Annotated in this window: 16 protein-coding genes, 1 tRNA gene and 1 pseudogene; 10 read left to right on the plus strand and 8 right to left on the minus strand. The window is 44.9% G+C overall.

The window, feature by feature from the left end; all coding sequences use genetic code 11:
• Window positions 1-118: 118 nt before the first annotated feature.
• Window positions 119-493, plus strand: coding sequence for a BlaI/MecI/CopY family transcriptional regulator (locus ACYVAA_RS14730; protein WP_460543037.1), 375 nt, complete (start codon window positions 119-121; stop codon window positions 491-493).
• Window positions 493-2,394: a M56 family metallopeptidase gene (locus ACYVAA_RS14735; protein ID WP_460543039.1), complete on the plus strand. Its 1,902-nt coding sequence runs from the start codon at window positions 493-495 to the stop codon at window positions 2,392-2,394. Before ACYVAA_RS14730 ends, ACYVAA_RS14735 begins: the two co-directional genes overlap by 1 nt.
• Window positions 2,395-2,478: 84 nt before the next feature.
• Here the strand turns inward: ACYVAA_RS14735 and thrC are convergent, their stop codons facing one another.
• Genes thrC through thrA form a run of 3 tightly spaced genes read right to left on the minus strand, consistent with a single transcriptional unit; the run spans window position 2,479 to window position 7,155 of the window.
• Complete coding sequence (thrC, locus tag ACYVAA_RS14740; protein ID WP_460543041.1) at window positions 2,479-3,771, minus strand: PALP domain-containing protein; 1,293 nt, start codon at window positions 3,769-3,771, stop codon at window positions 2,479-2,481.
• Between the two features lies 1 nt (window position 3,772).
• The gene (locus ACYVAA_RS14745) at window positions 3,773-4,708 is read right to left on the minus strand and encodes a homoserine kinase (protein ID WP_460543043.1); all 936 of its coding nucleotides are present in this window, start codon (window positions 4,706-4,708) and stop codon (window positions 3,773-3,775) included.
• Window positions 4,705-7,155 carry a bifunctional aspartate kinase/homoserine dehydrogenase I gene (gene thrA, locus ACYVAA_RS14750; protein ID WP_460543046.1) on the minus strand — a complete coding sequence of 817 codons (2,451 nt, stop codon included), beginning with the start codon at window positions 7,153-7,155 and terminating at the stop codon, window positions 4,705-4,707. Before thrA ends, ACYVAA_RS14745 begins: the two co-directional genes overlap by 4 nt.
• Window positions 7,156-7,680: 525 nt before the next feature.
• Between thrA and ACYVAA_RS14755 the strand changes: the two genes are divergently transcribed.
• Window positions 7,681-8,100: an META domain-containing protein gene (locus ACYVAA_RS14755; RefSeq protein ID WP_460543048.1), complete on the plus strand. Its 420-nt coding sequence runs from the start codon at window positions 7,681-7,683 to the stop codon at window positions 8,098-8,100.
• Between the two features lie 15 nt (window positions 8,101-8,115).
• Here the strand turns inward: ACYVAA_RS14755 and ACYVAA_RS14760 are convergent, their stop codons facing one another.
• From ACYVAA_RS14760 to ACYVAA_RS14775, 4 genes are all read right to left on the minus strand, one after another.
• Complete coding sequence (locus tag ACYVAA_RS14760; protein ID WP_460543050.1) at window positions 8,116-8,568, minus strand: hypothetical protein; 453 nt, start codon at window positions 8,566-8,568, stop codon at window positions 8,116-8,118.
• Window positions 8,569-8,815: 247 nt separating this feature from the next.
• A complete protein-coding gene (locus ACYVAA_RS14765) occupies window positions 8,816-9,283 on the minus strand; it encodes a nuclear transport factor 2 family protein (protein WP_460543052.1) in 468 nt (155 codons plus the stop codon).
• A gap of 10 nt (window positions 9,284-9,293) precedes the next feature.
• Window positions 9,294-9,989, minus strand: coding sequence for a head GIN domain-containing protein (locus ACYVAA_RS14770; protein ID WP_460543054.1), 696 nt, complete (start codon window positions 9,987-9,989; stop codon window positions 9,294-9,296).
• 12 nt (window positions 9,990-10,001) lie between these two features.
• Window positions 10,002-10,682 carry a Rossmann-fold NAD(P)-binding domain-containing protein gene (locus tag ACYVAA_RS14775; RefSeq protein ID WP_460543056.1) on the minus strand — a complete coding sequence of 227 codons (681 nt, stop codon included), beginning with the start codon at window positions 10,680-10,682 and terminating at the stop codon, window positions 10,002-10,004.
• An 89-nt stretch (window positions 10,683-10,771) separates the two neighbouring features.
• Here ACYVAA_RS14775 and ACYVAA_RS14780 point away from each other — a divergent pair, with 89 nt between their 5' ends.
• The 3 genes from ACYVAA_RS14780 to ACYVAA_RS14790 all read left to right on the plus strand — a co-directional run bounded on the left by ACYVAA_RS14780 (window position 10,772) and on the right by ACYVAA_RS14790 (window position 12,545).
• Complete coding sequence (locus tag ACYVAA_RS14780; RefSeq protein ID WP_460543058.1) at window positions 10,772-11,650, plus strand: mechanosensitive ion channel family protein; 879 nt, start codon at window positions 10,772-10,774, stop codon at window positions 11,648-11,650.
• Entirely contained in the window at window positions 11,640-11,978 is a 339-nt protein-coding gene (locus ACYVAA_RS14785) for an MGMT family protein (RefSeq protein ID WP_460543060.1), read from the plus strand. The genes ACYVAA_RS14780 and ACYVAA_RS14785 overlap by 11 nt, the downstream gene beginning before the upstream one ends.
• Before the next feature lie 201 nt (window positions 11,979-12,179).
• Complete coding sequence (locus ACYVAA_RS14790; RefSeq protein ID WP_460543062.1) at window positions 12,180-12,545, plus strand: helix-turn-helix domain-containing protein; 366 nt, start codon at window positions 12,180-12,182, stop codon at window positions 12,543-12,545.
• Window positions 12,546-12,556: 11 nt separating this feature from the next.
• On the opposite strand, the gene ACYVAA_RS14795 is transcribed toward ACYVAA_RS14790, so the two are convergent.
• Window positions 12,557-13,999 (minus strand): sodium:solute symporter, encoded by a 1,443-nt coding sequence (locus ACYVAA_RS14795; protein WP_460543064.1) that lies wholly within the window; start codon window positions 13,997-13,999, stop codon window positions 12,557-12,559.
• 54 nt (window positions 14,000-14,053) lie between these two features.
• Here ACYVAA_RS14795 and ACYVAA_RS14800 point away from each other — a divergent pair, with 54 nt between their 5' ends.
• From ACYVAA_RS14800 to ACYVAA_RS14815, 4 genes and pseudogenes are all read left to right on the plus strand, one after another.
• Window positions 14,054-14,347, plus strand: coding sequence for an ATP-dependent Clp protease adaptor ClpS (locus ACYVAA_RS14800; protein ID WP_460543066.1), 294 nt, complete (start codon window positions 14,054-14,056; stop codon window positions 14,345-14,347).
• An 11-nt stretch (window positions 14,348-14,358) separates the two neighbouring features.
• A complete protein-coding gene (recR, locus tag ACYVAA_RS14805; protein ID WP_460543068.1) occupies window positions 14,359-14,979 on the plus strand; it encodes a recombination mediator RecR in 621 nt (206 codons plus the stop codon).
• 155 nt (window positions 14,980-15,134) lie between these two features.
• Window positions 15,135-15,208: transfer RNA gene (locus ACYVAA_RS14810), tRNA-Ala, on the plus strand.
• Between the two features lie 137 nt (window positions 15,209-15,345).
• Window positions 15,346-15,522: pseudogene (locus ACYVAA_RS14815) on the plus strand (GIY-YIG nuclease family protein); the annotation flags it as partial.
• Window positions 15,523-15,643: the final 121 nt, after the last annotated feature.

Consider the following 15,643-nt stretch of genomic DNA (forward strand, 5'->3'; position numbering starts at 1 on the left):
ACACCATTAATGTTAACTATTTTTAACACTTTTAATACGAAAAGAATCGTACTATTTTTTGAGTTACGAAAAACTTCGTATATATTTACTACGAAAAGAATCGTATTTACCAAAAGACATGAAGTACAAACCAACTGATTCAGAACTGGAAATATTAACCATCCTATGGGATAAAAAAGAGGCCAGTGTAAGGGATATTCACGAAGAACTCAGCACTACGAAAGCCACCGGCTATACGACCACTTTAAAAATCATGCAGATCATGCATTCCAAAGGCCTGCTAAAAAGGACAGAACAAGGCAGGAGTCACCTTTATATGCCCGCCATCTCCGAAAAAGAAGCACAAACTTCACTTTTGAACAATTTCTTGGCGACGACATTTGGCGGCTCGGCCAAAAAACTTGTCCTAAGAGCGCTTGGCCAAAGCAATCCTTCCAAAGAAGAAATCAATGAAATCCGGCAGCTACTTAATGAACTTGAAAATCAACAATAATGGACCTTATCAATAACTTTATCGAAACAGCGTACCTAGAAGCCATAGGCTGGACACTGATCCATTCAATTTGGCAGATCATGGTGGTAAGTCTTATACTTTGGGCCGTGTTAAAGTTATCCCCAAAAAAATCTGCTCAATTCAGGTATTCCGCAGGATTGGCCGCACTAACCCTTATTATCCTTGGCTGCATCTGGACCTTTGCGACCGTACTGGAAACGCATACAAAAAACCTGGAATCACCAAGCGGGCTTATTGTCCAGGAGCAGCTCTTCTCTGCACAGCCAGAAACACCGGCTACTTCCCCACTTTCCACCCGCAAAGGCTTGCTGAATCAGGCATGGACATACAGACTGGAATCTTACTTACCTACATTGGTCAACCTTTGGCTCTTGGGAGCCCTCTTTTTCGCTGTAAAGTTAACAGGCGGGCTACTGGACCTCAGAAACCTGCACAGAAAACACCACCAAAGTGCTCCTGCTCCTTTGATCCAAAAGGTCAACAGCCTGGTAGCATCCATGGGCTTTTACAGAAAAGTAAAAGTGCTTAAGAGCCATCTCATCCATGTCCCCATCACCTACGGCATCCTAAAGCCAGTCATTTTAATCCCCACAGGACTCTTATTGAACACCCCTCCGGCACAACTTGAAGCCATCATCGCCCATGAACTGGCGCATATCAAACGCTATGATTACCTGATCAATATACTACAACGCATTTTGGAAGTATTATTTTTCTTCCATCCCTGCTTTTGGTGGATCAATGAAGTCATCGAAAAAGAAAGAGAAAACGCCTGTGACGATATGGTGCTTCATTTAGGGTTTACCCCCAAAGACCTTGCCTATGGATTGGCGGAAGTAGCCGAACAGGCCCATAACATTTCCCCGGATATCGCATTGGCGGCCACTGGCCACCAAAACCCCACACTTGACCGCATCAAGAGAATTTTGGGCATGCAGTCTAAAGAAGAGAAAATTTCACCCCTAATTACATTGACCATGCTTATTTCCCTAATGATCAGCGCCTCCCTGGTGATGGGAGCCATCCCTCCAACCGAAAAGGACTTGGATAGCCATTACCTGACTACAAACCTAAAAAGCAAAACCATCATAAAGCAGTGGCATTTCCCCTGCCCTGATGAAGAGATAGACATTGACGAGGACTTTTCCTCCAATCAGGAGATCGCAATGGAAATGGAACAGGAAGTGGAGAAAATCATGTTTATTAAAAAAGGTTCTCCTGCAAAGATAAAACTAAGCAGCTTATCAAATTCTTCCCGCCAACATCCTCATATCTATCACTATCCTGCTGATACCACTCCTGACAAAACCGGCACCCGAAGCACTTCTCCGAAGACAGACCCAATGCCGGTACTGGAACTGAGCCCTGTGCCGGTAATGGACGCCTTGGTACCTCCGGTGCCCGCAGTCCCCCCGTTTGATCCTGCCCAGTTTATCCCTCCGCATCCTGAGGTGCAACTTGACCTTGCCGAAGAAGGCATGCAAATAGGACAGATTGCCGTCAAAATCGCCGAACTTGCCCAGGATACTTCCAAGCAGGCCGAACAGCAAAGAAAACAACTAGAATCCCAACTCAAGGTGTTAGAACAGAAAATGGCCAAAAAAACAAAAGCCTATGAACAACAAATGGAGCAATGGGAAAAGAAACATGGTGAAGCCATGAAAGAATGGGAGGCCAAGATGGAAGCCTGGGGCAAGGAAATGGAAAAGAAACAAAGTGAATGGGAAACCGCCTATGCTCCCAAAATGAAGGAATTTGAGAAGAAGATGGAAGCCTGGGAAAAAGAAAATGAGCCTAAAATCAAGGAGTTTGAGGCCAAAATGAGGGCCTGGGAAAAGCGTCAAAAAGAAAGGTCCCAAGAAGAACCTATAGAACACTAAAAACGATAATAAGCATTAGCCATAGTTACCGCAGCTTGACCAATCCACACCCTGTGTGCAATGGCCTGCTGCGGTTTCTTATTTTCAATGCGCCAATAAATACTCCTTAAAGGCATCAAAATCATTTTTCAAAGGAGAGCTTTTTTTCACACCTTCCAAGAATGCCTCTAGACGCTCTGGCAACTGCACTTTTTCCTGATGCACTTCCTCTACCACATCCCTAAACTTGCCGGGATGCGCTGTCTCCAAGAACACACCGGTAATGCCATCATGCTCTTCCATAAATTCCTTCAAGCCCAAATATGCCACAGCCCCATGGGGGTCCATTACATAACCTGCCTCATCTTTAACCGATTTCATCGCCTCCCTCGTGGTCTCATCATCAAAGAAATAGCCTTTTACCTTTTCCTTCAATAAATCCTCGTCGTTATTGTACAAGTCCAGCAGTCGGTAAAAATTACTTGGATTTCCCACATCCATACTGTTGCTGATGGTTTGCAGCGAAGGGCGGGCCTTAAAGGGAACACCTTTTAGATAATCCGGAACCACTTTATTGACATTGGTGGAAGCCACAAAAGTCTCAATAGGCAAACCCATACGCTGCGCAAGCATCCCGGCAGCGATGTTCCCAAAGTTTCCACTGGGAACGGAGAACACCACCTTACCTTTCTCACGAGGCAGCTGGGCGTAGGCATGGAAATAATACAGACACTGCGGAATCCACCGGGCTATGTTAATGGAATTAGCAGAGGTAAGTAACATTTTCTCATTCAGCCCCTTATCCAGAAAGGCCTCCTTGACCATGCGCTGACAATCATCAAACACGCCGTCCACTTCCAATGCCGTCACATTTTCCCCCAAAGTGGTAAACTGTTTCTCCTGCAGCACACTCACTTTACCGGAAGGATATAGAATGATCACCTCCACACCGGGCACTTTATAAAAACCGTTGGCTACTGCACTTCCTGTATCCCCTGAAGTGGCCACCAAGACGCGTACTTTTTCATTTTTCACTAACAAGCTCATCAGCTTGGAACAAAACCTCGCCCCAAAATCCTTGAACGCCAATGTCGGGCCATGAAACAATTCCAGCGTATAAATACCCTCCTCCACTTTTACAATGGGCGCATCAAAGGACAACGTATGATCGACCAAATCCTTTATCTGTTGCTCCGAAAGATCCTCTCCAAAGATATTTCCAATCACTTGGTAACCGATCTCCTGAAATGTCATCTCCGGAAGCTTATCGAAGAAGTCATCTGAAAGCTGTGGGATTGATTCCGGCATATACAAGCCTTGGTCAGGGGCCAAGCCTTTGATCACCGCTTCTTTTAAGGATACTTTATGGTCTTTATTATTAGTACTGTAAAATTTCATGTTATGATTTATTGATAACGTAGGAACCCTTGATATTTACCGCGGACACATAAAGGTCCACACTCAAGCCCATCTTGTCAAACACCTGCTGACAGATCTCGCTGGCCTTTTGGGCTATTTCCCTGCTCGGGGAAAGGATAAAAGTGGTCGGTCCGGAGCCAGATATACCCGATCCCAAAGCTCCTGCATCTTTGATGGCTTCCTTGATTTCTTCAAACCCAGGTATCAATACCGATCGGGAAGGCTCAGCAATCACATCTTTCAGGGACCTGCTGATCAGCCCCATATCCTCCTGAAAAAGCCCTGCCACCAAGCCTGCAATATTGCCGGATTGGATAATAGCATCTTTCAGAGGCACCTGCTGACGCAATACGCTTCTGGAATCTGCCGTATTTAGGACAAAGTGTGGATGCACCAAGGTACAATACAAGCCTTTCGGAACATGTAATTTAGTCACATCTAAAGGCTTGTAACTTCTGATAAGCACAAAACCTCCCAATAAAGAAGGGGCTACATTATCCGCATGCTCGGCACCGCAGGCCACTCCTTCGGCTTTCATCGCGAAAGGCAGCAGTTCCTCCTTCTTCAAGGGTTCTCCCAAAAGCTGGTTGGTCGCCTCCAAAGCCGCGACAGAACTGGCAGCACTGGACCCCATTCCACTCCCTAAAGGAAGCCCCTTGAACAATTCTATCTCCAGCCCACCGTCGTAGCCTATTGATTCCACCATGGCCTGAACAGCCACGCCACAGGTGTTTTTATGCGTCTCATAGGGCAACTTTCCCCCATCACCTTCTATCTTCACGACATGCACCCCTGGCTTTTCTGAAAGTGACACAGAGACCTTGTCACCAAGCTCCTCCACTGCAAAACCAAGGATATCAAAACCACAGGAGACATTGGCGACAGTCGCCGGTGCAAATGCTGTTACCTTTCTCATCTTGAATAATTACCTAATCTAATGATATCAGCAAAAACCCCTGCCGCAGTCACATCTGCCCCTGCGCCCGGACCTCTTACGATCATCGGGAAATCATGGTAACGCTCTGTGGTAAACAGGATCATATTATCACTTCCTTTTAAGGTATAGAAAGGATGCTCGCTGTTCAGTGAATTCAAACCCACTTTGGCCTTTCCGTTTTCCAATGTGGCCATAAACCTCAACTTCTCTCCTTTAGCTTTCGCCTTATCCAAAAGTTCACTAAAATGTCCGTCATGCCCCTTGAGCTTCTTGAGAAACTCTTCCACCGTCTTGGCATCAGCACAATCGGAAGGCACCATGCTCTGCACCTCTATGTCCTCAAAATGCAAATCCTGCCCCGCTTCTCGGCCCAAAATCATGATCTTTCTGGCCACATCCATTCCACTCAGGTCATCCCTTGGGTCTGGCTCCGTATAGCCTTTTTCTTTGGCCTGGGCCACCACCTCACTGAAGGGGATACCTTTTTCCAACTCACTGAAAATATAGTTCATGGATCCGCTCAGTACTGCCTCGATGCGGTGAACATGGTCACCGCTCAGCATCAGATCCTGCAATGTATTGATCACGGGCAGCCCTGCTGCCACATTTGTTTCGTAAAAGAACCTTACTCCCCGCTGACCTGCCAGCTTCTTCAGCGTCTTATAGGTATCCAAAGAACCTGAATTGGCCTTCTTGTTGGGCGTAACAATTCCCACTTTTCCATCCAACACCCGCTCATAGACATCTGCCACGTCTTGGCTGGCCGTACAGTCTACCAAGACAGAGTTGGAAAAGTTCATCTCCATCATTTTATCGATAAACTTATCCAGATCCATAGGCTCATCGTTTTCGTCAGGAGCCCCGACCTGAGCCAGGTCAAACCCGTCCTCATGGAATTTCATGAACCTGGAATTGGCCATTCCGTGAATCTGGATGTCCAGCATATTCTCTTCCTGTAGGTTTTTCAGCTGATTGTCAATCATCTTGATCAGTGCTTTACCGATCAGCCCTACCCCTACTAAAAACACGTGCAGTACTTTATAATCAGACAAGAAAAAGGCTTCATGTAGGGCATTGAGCGCTTTCTGGAGATCCGCCTTGGAGATAACTGCAGAAATATTCAATTCCGAACTTCCCTGGGCAATCGCCGCAACGTTGACATTGTTTCTACCCAAGGCCTGGAACATTCTTCCGCTGGTACCTGGATTGTGCTGCATCTTTTCACCGACCACAGCGATGACCGCCATATCCGGCACGACCTGCACCTTATCCATTTCCCCACTCTTGATCTCGTACTTGAACTCATCTTCGATCAGGGATTTTGCTTTGGCAGCATCCTTGGAGGCTATGGCCACACAAATACTGTGTTCGGAAGAAGCCTGACTGATAAGGATGATATTGATACCGTGGCTTGCAAGCGTCCCGAAAAAGCGCTGGCTTACCCCCACAATCTCTACCAAACCTGGCCCCTGAACGTTGATTATTGAGATATTCCCCATCGAGGACACCCCTTTGATAATTTTTCCATCCCCGGATTCAGGCCCGATAAGCGTGCCGTCCTCTTCGGGTTTGAAGGTATTTTTGATATAAATCGGTATGGCTTTCTGCATGGCGGGCTGCATGGTGGCAGGAAAAACCACCTTTGCCCCAAAATGGGACAGCTCCATGGCTTCACTATAGCTCAATTGCGGAATGGTAAAAGCCGTATAGACCAACCTAGGATCAGCAGTCATCACACCTGACACATCAGTCCATATTTCCACACACTCCGCATCTAATGCTCCTGCAAAGATCGAAGCAGTGTAATCTGAACCGCTCCTCCCAACGGTAGTTGTTTCTCCTTTTACAGTGGAGCCGATAAAACCGGTAATTACTTTCAAGCCATTGTGATTGTTAAAATAGTCCACAATCAAGGCATTGGTAGCAGGAAAATCCACCCGGGCATGACCAAACCGGCTATCCGTCTTCACCACATCCCTGGCATCCAGATAAACCGCTTCTCTGCCCCTAGCCTGAAGGCCTGCCGTCAAAATAAAATTGGAAAGTCTTTCCCCGAAACTCAATACATAATCGGTGGTCCTGTTGGAGCATTCCTTGATCAGGTAAATACCATGAAACAAATCTCCCAACTCATTGAACCTCACTTTTACAAAAGTCAATGCCGTGGATTGTTGCTGTACCGGAACCAGTTGTTTGACGATTTCCAAATGTCGTTTTTCCAATTCCTGTAGAATGGAATGGTAGCTCTCTTCACTTTCCTGGGCGATTGCAGCGCACTGCAGCAATTGCTCCGTCACACCTCCAAAAGCAGAAAATACAACCGCAAACTCTTCTTTGTCTTCTATTTTTTGATCGATTATGGAAAATACCTTTTGGATATTTTCATAATTGGCGATGGAGGACCCTCCGAATTTTATGATTTTCATAAAAATGAATGATTTTTATTTGGCTTGTTTGTAAATGGATTTGTTTGTCCCCAAAAGGACCGGTTCGAGACGGCAATATAATAGATACACACGGGATTACCCCGTAATGGTAATGGTAAAAAATGTCTGGGTGCTGATGGTTAATAAAGTGACACAGTCAACATTTTGCTGAACAGCAGTTTTGATCGGTGCGTTATTTTTTATGACTGGACTAAACATCATCTTTATATTGACGCGACAATCTTAATCACAAATTTTTAATATCCCAAATTTTTGTTAATAAATCGCCAATACCCGACGGCTTTTTTTAAAGTATTTGCAAAACAAAACCCTCGCAAACGCCAAATATAATTACAGGCCTAAAAAATAAACCATATTTAATTTCAAACCCCACCCAACATTCTGTGCTTGAAAAAACAAACATTCCTTCATTTTCGAAAAATTCACGGCCCCATTCGTAAGAAAAACCCCTGCTTTTTTATAAATTTATTCTCTACTACATCCTCAACGTTAACCCCCTTTCTGATGAAACAACTAAAACTTTCCACCCTGCTGTTTGTCCTTTTTTTGGGAATGAGCTCCTGTAGTTCTGTGTCCAACCTCAATCCACTCAAAATGCTCACCGGCAATAACTGGGTGCTTTCCACATTAATGGGGGGCGGATTGGATATGTTTGGCGAAGGACTTCCCTTCTTGAGTTTTACTGACGCAGGAAGACTTGCAGGATCCACCGGGTGCAACTCTTTTAGCGGCAACTTTCAGCTGAGCGGCACAGACCTTAACCTGGACCCTGGAGCCATGACCAGAAAAGCATGTCCCGGCAATGGAGAAAGCATATTTATCGATGCACTGAAAAAAGTGAGCAAATTCAAAGTCAGCAGTGATAAACTGACCTTACTGGATGGTGCTTCGGAGTTGATGACACTCATCCCTCAAAAAAATTGAACAGGGGACCAAACATTAAGAAATCCCCTGGAGCATATAATTGGCACCGTTAAAAGTGACCTTATCTCCAGCCACTTTCCCCATCATTATTCGGGCAAGGGGTGCTTGTGGTGAAACCACAAATACCTCTTGTTCTTCTACCTTAATTTTACCCAAACTGACTGCGATGTAAATCCACATCCTGTCGGTCTCCACCAAACTCCCTGGACTAACCTGACTGTAGGGCTCTTCCGGCCGGATCGATGACAGCTGTTCCAACTGCGTGGCATACTCACGTTTCATATTCTCAGCCTTATCGATTTCCTGACGGATCATTTCCCGTCCGGTCTCGTATTTATCCCCCGCGCTGCTTTTGGTATCCTCCGCCGCAGAAGCCTTCAGTTTTTCTATACTGTCTCTAACAAGTTGGTATTTCTCTTCAATGATCGCCTTGATTGCTCCATGAAGTGCTGCTTTTGAAATTGACATCGTTGTTTTTCTTTTTACACAATTTTGGGACTGTACCCTACTATCCCTTGAAAAAAGCTGCTTTTTTTGTTTCTTTGGGCATGAGTATTAAAAACGGTTTTATCTTCGCCATTACGGTATTCCTTCTCTTTATCCTCTTCAAAGGCACGATACAAAACGACACAGGGCAGGTGATCTTTGCGTTCGCATTTGTACTGCTTGAAATCATCATTATTACGTCCGTAGCACTAAAGAGACGAAAAAAACATTAACCCAACCCTTTTCTTCTGGTATCGATGATATAAACAATCTTCCATCCATCGGAAAACTTTACTAACTGAAAAGAATTCACCCCTCTATGGCTGATCTTCCCATTGATATAAAACTCGTACGGGACCCAGACAGCTGCCATTGCACCATCCACCCGGATATCATAGTCCAGCCCTCTTTCTTCTATCTCCATTTCCGCTGGCACAGCGGCTATCCCATTCAAAAACTCCTGCAGGCTACTGGTCTCCACGATACTACCCTCACTCGTTTCCCTGATGGTTTGCAAGACCGGCTCCCTGCTGAAAGCATTCCCGATCTTCAGGACATTTCTATCGTGCATCCCCTCAAAAACCTCTTGGATCACTTTCTTGATTGCCTTATTTTCTTCAGACTCTTGGGCACAGGCCATAAAAGAATACCCTGCCACTAGGAGCAGGGTAAGCATCATTTTTCTCAAACTTTTCATCTGTTAAAGATTACTTCTTTCTCAGGATATCCCCCCCGGTATTGGTCTTCACATCCACCAAGTTGGGATCTCCTATATACCAAACTTTTCCGGCAGTGCCTGCAGACCCTTTAATGGAATTCTTTACGCCAATGGTAGACTCCGCTGCCGTATTGGTACGCACCTCGGCGTTGTCCACGATCAGCTTCTCACCGGAAATAATGGCTTTTGTGAAAGCCCCTAAATCAAGATCGCTGGCCGTTCCTTCGACAAAGATCTTTCCGTTGGTGGTCCCATCAAGCTTGAGCTTGGACACATTTACCTTTGCTTCAATATAGCTGCTGGTTTCTGCCGCCAAGGTAAGGTTTTTACTTTTGATCATATCTTTCACAAATACCTTGGCACTGGTGCTCGTGGTGACTTTATCCAGCTCTCCGGCATAGGTAATGATCGCCTTGACTGAATTGGAACCGAAATTCCCCCGACCCATTTTCACTTTCAACTGCCTGTCTTTGATTTCAGTCTCCACATTGGCAGCATCTATCCCGGATGCCACGATCTCTATTTGGTAGCGATCCCCCTTTATCAGCTCCGCCTCAATGGAATTGGATACTTCCACTCCATTGAAAATGGAGAGGTCACGGGTAGCTTCACTGGTCTGGCCAAAAGCCACTCGAAAAGCAAGCAATAAAGTTAAAGTAAGAATGATCGAAATGTGTTTTTTCATTTTTTGTTTGGTTTAGACGCCTCCATAAAGTTTAAAGGTGGTATTTTTCAAAGACGGGCTAGAAAGCGCAAAATGCATTGCCTCTGCAATTTCTGCTGGGCTCACCCACTTTGAAAAATCCTGGTCTGCCATCGCTTCCCTGTTGGGAGGAGTATCAATGATACTTGGCACAAAAGTATGCGCCTTCACATTGGTGCTTTTCCCCTCCTGAGAAACCAAGTCAGCCAGTTGTAACACCAGACCCTTGCTCAAAGTGTATGCCACAAGTGCTTTTCCATCTTCAGGACGCAGGGCCGGCCGCGCTCCTACCAACAAAAAGGCACCCTTCTGCGCCTTTTTGAACACAGGCAAAAAGGCCCTTACCATATTATAGGCACTGAAAAAATTCAACTGAAACATGGCCTCCACGTCTTTTTTGGAAGTATTTTCGATATCTCCCATGGCAAAACCTCCTACCAAGAGGGCCATGGCATCGAGCTCACCGCCGTACTGTACAGCATATTCCTTGGCAAAAGCAGCCACTGCCTCTTCATCGGTCACATCCAGCTCGTACACATCATCGGCCTCTTCCATTTCCTCCTGTCTCCCGGGAGAAACGGTGGCAATCACCGTAAACCCCTCTCTTTTAAACTTTTCCACGACCGACCTTCCTAAATTCCCTGCTGCTCCCGTGATGATGATATTTCTATTCATAATTTCCTTTATGGTTATATTGTTTATTTTAGCTAGTATTGATAAAAAAAGTACGATCTTAAAATTAAGATTTTATTTCCTAAAACGGCATGACAACTGAAAAAACCGAAATTAAGGAAAAAGAAAAACACAAACGGATTCTCTTTTTCTTCAAGGTAATCACTTTTATACTTCTAAAAGTATTTGAAAGCCACATTGAAGTGTTTCTGGGCATTTTTATCGCCAATATTGGCGATGTCCTAAAAGCCATCACCTTCCTCTTAAGCAGCCATATCCTGATTTCCTTGGGAAGGATCATCATCGTCCGCCTATACCTTAGAAAGAAAGAGGCAGACCCTTTTAGAAGCAACTTTGTCCTGGGAATCAATCATATCGCAGGAATACTTAATGTAGCAGTACTGGTTATCTCCATGATGTTTCTCTTTGGCATCAACCCAAAGGAGTTTTTCACCAGTATTACCATTGTCGCGGCAGCCATAGCCCTGCTTTCCAAGGATTACATCACCAATATGATCAATGGCCTGATCATCATGTTTTCCGACCAGCTGTCTTTAGGGGACATGATCAAAATAGGCGAGCAGCAAGGCAAAATTCAAGATGTAACGCTGCTCAACATGGTAATGGTCAATGAAGACTCTGACATTGTCATGATCCCTAACAGCCTGATCCTTACCTCGCAGGTCATCAATTACTCCAAGCAACACAATAAAAAGCTCAACTTTGAATTCGAAATGAAACTTTCCAACAACCTGGAAGTCAACCAAATCGAATCCAGGCTACATTCAGCCGTCATGAAGTTCTCCCAGTCCATCAAGGAGTCCAGCTTTACCCTCAAAACCATGGACATACAGAAGGAGTCCGTTAAATTCAAATGCCAGCTGATGATGACCTCTCCCAACAAAACCACCGAAAAGGCCATCAAGCGATCCATCAACCAGACCATTATCGAAATAGCCCGTGAAAACTGATAAAGAAAACTTCTTTGACCTTGTCTACCAAGTGGTCAGGCTTATCCCAAAAGGGAGGGCCACCTCTTACGGGGCCATCGCCCAGTATTTAGGTGCCAAATCAGGTGCAAGGACCGTAGGATACGCCATGAATGCCGCACACAGCATGGACGATGTACCCGCACACCGCGTCGTCAACAGAAAGGGAATGCTCACCGGCAAACCACATTTTTCCCCTCCTGAAAAAATGCAACAACTGCTGGAACAGGAAGGACTTACCATAAAAAATGACCAAATTGTGGATTTCAATGCAATATATTGGGACCCCAATGTGGAACTTGCGCTTTGAACCGCCATCCCAGTAAAACTTCCACAAAACCTGTAAGAGCGAACCAAAACAACACGTATTTTACACGTAACTTTTCAGGCAATAACTACTTGTTTTTAAAAATTACACCTCCCCACAAACCAGAATTAGGTAATATTCGTTTATTATTAAAATTGCGTACGCTTTTTGTACATATCCCACAGTTTTGAAACGAATTATCACATGGAAAGAGAACTAAAACAACACATTGCTGAAAACCTAAGAAAATACAGGGTACTTAGGGGTTTTACCCAAGAGTACATAGCCGATTATCTAGGCAAAAAAGATTATACCGCCTATTCCAGGTATGAACAGGGCCGTTCGAACCTGAAAATGGACGATGCCATTAAATTATCCGAATTGTACGAGGTGGAAGTTCAGGAGCTTATCAACGGAACTCCCAGCATCAAAGCCAAAAGTGACAAAGAAGCTATGCAGGGCAACACCTTTTCGGTAATGGTCACCCTTGACGGCTCAGTTGACACTTTGGAAAACCAACTGAAACGACTAAAAAAATTGAATTACCTTATAGATAAAGGAGAAATTTAACCATTTCTCCTTTATTTTTTACTCCATAGCAATAAGCCCAAAAACATCAAGCCCCCATTGAGGATCAAAATCTCAAAGCCAAATTTATACCCCCACAACCAGCTTTCTGAATTTGCACTGAGCACATACGCTATGAGTGGTGCTGACACTGCAATAAAGGGCACCACCTTATCCCTTACCTTCCTTTTGGTAAACAGGCCAAAACTGTAAAGCCCCAGCAAGGGGCCATAGGTGTAGCCTGCAATGATGAATACCGCATTGATGACGCTTTGGTCGTTGATCCACCTAAAAGCAAGGATCACCAAAAACATCAATGCCGTAAAGGCCAAATGTACCCGCTTTCTGATCCCCGGTTGCTGCTCTTTAGGATACTTCCTCTCGATCTCTAAAAAATCATAACAAAAAGAAGTAGTCAAAGCCGTCAAGGTGGAATCGGCACTGGAATAGGCTGCGGCTATAATTCCGAGAACAAATACCGTCCCTGCAAAAACACTAAAATGCTCCGTTGCCAACATGGGATAGAGGTCGTCTGTCCTTGCAGGCAAAACGATCCCGTTCACCTCACAGTACTGATAGAGCAATACTCCCAAGGCCAAAAAACAAAGGTTGACCACTACCAGAATAATGGTAAACCAAAACATATTCTTTTGAGCATCCCCAATATTTTTACAAGTAAGGTTTTTCTGCATCATGTCCTGATCCAGTCCGGTCATCACGATGGTGATAAAGGCCCCAGAGGCAAACTGCTTAAAAAAATTGGTACTGGATTTCCAGTCCCAATCGAAAATCCTGGACTTCGGATCTGCCCAAACACCCGTCAAGAGGTCTCCAGCCTTGCTGATCCCCAGATCCGTCGCCACCAGATAAATACTGGTCCCCACGGCCAGCAACATGAACAAAGTCTGCAAGGTATCCGTCCATACCACCGTCTTGATCCCTCCTCGATGGGTATAGAGCCATATCAGCGACACGGTAATCAGCACCGAGCCCCAGAATGGGATGCCCCAATCATCAAATAAAATCAGCTGCAGGACACCGGCAACCAAAAACACCCGGATTGAGGAGCCCAAGGTACGGGAAAGGATAAAAAAGAAAGCCCCGGTCTTGTAGGACCAAAAGCCAAAACGTTCCTCCAGATAGGCATAGATAGAAACCAGGTTCATCTTATAGTAAAGCGGCAAAAGCACCTTTGCAATGGTAAAATACCCCAGGGTATAGCCCAGGACCACCTGAAAATAATAGAAATTGGTACTCCCCACCTCCCCTGGCACAGAGATGAAAGTAACCCCCGAGAGGGATGCCCCGATCATACCAAAGGCCACCAAAAACCAGGGAGACTGTCGATCACCCGTAAAAAAAGTATCCTGTGTGAGCTTTCTGGAGGTCAGCCAGGAAATTATGAACAACAGCAGGAAATAGGATGTTATGACTAGGAGTATTAAATTTGAATCCATAAGTGGCTTATAAATAAAGGATGCTAATTTGTTTATAATTATTAACTTTGCAAAATGAGCATGCAACCATTAGAACATACTGTAGAAGAAGAAATCGAAATCTTATTGGAAGATTTGGTCGACACGGAAGAGCATGACTTGGTGGTATTTAATGATGACATCAATACTTTTGAACATGTAACCAAAGTATTGATCAAGGTTTGCAAGCACAGCCAAGAGCAAGCAGAACAGTGCACACTGATCATCCATTACAAAGGGAAATGCGCTGTCAAAAAAGGCAGTAAAAATCAGTTGAAGCCCATGTGCCAATCCATCTTGGATGCCGGCATACAGGCAGCCATCGTCTAATCCACTTTCCAGTGAACTTCCCCTCAAAGCTAATAGAAGATGCGGTCAATGAGATCAGCCGGCTTCCTGGCATTGGCAAAAAAACCGCACTCAGGCTTGCCCTACACCTCCTGAAGCAGCCTGAAGTGATCACTGACAGCCTCGCTGAGTCCATCACCAAACTCAGGAAACAAACTTCCTACTGTAAGATTTGTCACAACATCTCTGACCAGGAGATCTGCAGCGTGTGCCAAGGTACCCGCAGGGACCAGGGGCTGATCTGTGTGGTAGAAGACATCCCGGATGTACTTGCCATAGAAAACACCTCCCAATACAATGGCCTGTATCACGTACTTGGAGGTGTCATATCTCCAATTCAGGGCATAGGCCCGGAAGAACTTAAAATAGCGTCCTTACTTTACCGGATTGATCATCCCCACAGCAAGGAACCCGTACAGGAAGTGATCCTTGCCCTTCCTTCTACCATGGAAGGAGACACCACTTCCTTTTACATTACCAGAAAGCTCAAGGAAAAAGGAATAAAAGTCAGCACCATTGCCCGTGGCATCCCGATCGGCGGGGAACTGGAGTTTACCGACGAGGTCACCTTGGGAAGAAGTATATTGACCAGGGTAAATTATTCGATCGAATAATTGAAATTTCTTGCTTGCAATCAAATCACTTTCTATATTTGCACTCGATTTAAGGGAAAACGCTCCCTTTTCAACAAACGTAGGATTAGCTCAGTTGGCTAACGCGTCCCGACAGCTGTCGGGAAGGTCATCGGTTCGAATCAAAAAAATCTAATGGGGGATTAGCTCAGTTGGCTAGAGCGCTACACTGGCAGTGTAGAGGTCATCGGTTCGAATCCGATATTCTCCACAAAAGGCAGATCAGATGATCTGCCTTTATTGTTTCAACTCACTTTTAAACTTATGTACTTCGTCTATATTTTGTATTCCACGAAAACCTTAAAATACTACATTGGCAGCTGTGCTGATATCTAAAACCGGCTTTACCATCATAATAGGGGATTAACTCCATCCACAAAATCCGGAGCTCCTGAATGGGAAATAAAATACATAGAAATAGTCAATAACCGATCAGAAGCTCTCATAAGAGAAAGAGCTATCAAAAAGAAAAAAAGTAGAAAATATATCGAGTGGCTGATCAAGTCAAAAAAATCAGCTCGATAGAGCGTCCCGACAACAGTCCACTCCCGTTAACTTAAGAGGTTAATATCCTGGTATAGAAGCGCTTAAACAAGACGTAATTCCCCTGCGGAGGAATTGTTTAGTTTTTTCCCCATATTTGTCA

The organism is Echinicola sediminis, from assembly GCF_054777495.1.

What these genes read in the sequence shown, in the direction of transcription:
- ACYVAA_RS14730 (WP_460543037.1), top strand. Translation starts at nt 119, where the DNA reads ATGAAGTACAAACCAACTGATTCAGAACTGGAAATATTAACCATCCTA.
- ACYVAA_RS14735 (WP_460543039.1), top strand. Translation starts at nt 493, where the DNA reads ATGGACCTTATCAATAACTTTATCGAAACAGCGTACCTAGAAGCCATA.
- thrC (WP_460543041.1), bottom strand. Translation starts at nt 3,771, where the DNA reads ATGAAATTTTACAGTACTAATAATAAAGACCATAAAGTATCCTTAAAA.
- ACYVAA_RS14745 (WP_460543043.1), bottom strand. Translation starts at nt 4,708, where the DNA reads ATGAGAAAGGTAACAGCATTTGCACCGGCGACTGTCGCCAATGTCTCC.
- thrA (WP_460543046.1), bottom strand. Translation starts at nt 7,155, where the DNA reads ATGAAAATCATAAAATTCGGAGGGTCCTCCATCGCCAATTATGAAAAT.
- ACYVAA_RS14755 (WP_460543048.1), top strand. Translation starts at nt 7,681, where the DNA reads ATGAAACAACTAAAACTTTCCACCCTGCTGTTTGTCCTTTTTTTGGGA.
- ACYVAA_RS14760 (WP_460543050.1), bottom strand. Translation starts at nt 8,568, where the DNA reads ATGTCAATTTCAAAAGCAGCACTTCATGGAGCAATCAAGGCGATCATT.
- ACYVAA_RS14765 (WP_460543052.1), bottom strand. Translation starts at nt 9,283, where the DNA reads ATGAAAAGTTTGAGAAAAATGATGCTTACCCTGCTCCTAGTGGCAGGG.
- ACYVAA_RS14770 (WP_460543054.1), bottom strand. Translation starts at nt 9,989, where the DNA reads ATGAAAAAACACATTTCGATCATTCTTACTTTAACTTTATTGCTTGCT.
- ACYVAA_RS14775 (WP_460543056.1), bottom strand. Translation starts at nt 10,682, where the DNA reads ATGAATAGAAATATCATCATCACGGGAGCAGCAGGGAATTTAGGAAGG.
- ACYVAA_RS14780 (WP_460543058.1), top strand. Translation starts at nt 10,772, where the DNA reads ATGACAACTGAAAAAACCGAAATTAAGGAAAAAGAAAAACACAAACGG.
- ACYVAA_RS14790 (WP_460543062.1), top strand. Translation starts at nt 12,180, where the DNA reads ATGGAAAGAGAACTAAAACAACACATTGCTGAAAACCTAAGAAAATAC.
- ACYVAA_RS14795 (WP_460543064.1), bottom strand. Translation starts at nt 13,999, where the DNA reads ATGGATTCAAATTTAATACTCCTAGTCATAACATCCTATTTCCTGCTG.
- ACYVAA_RS14800 (WP_460543066.1), top strand. Translation starts at nt 14,054, where the DNA reads ATGAGCATGCAACCATTAGAACATACTGTAGAAGAAGAAATCGAAATC.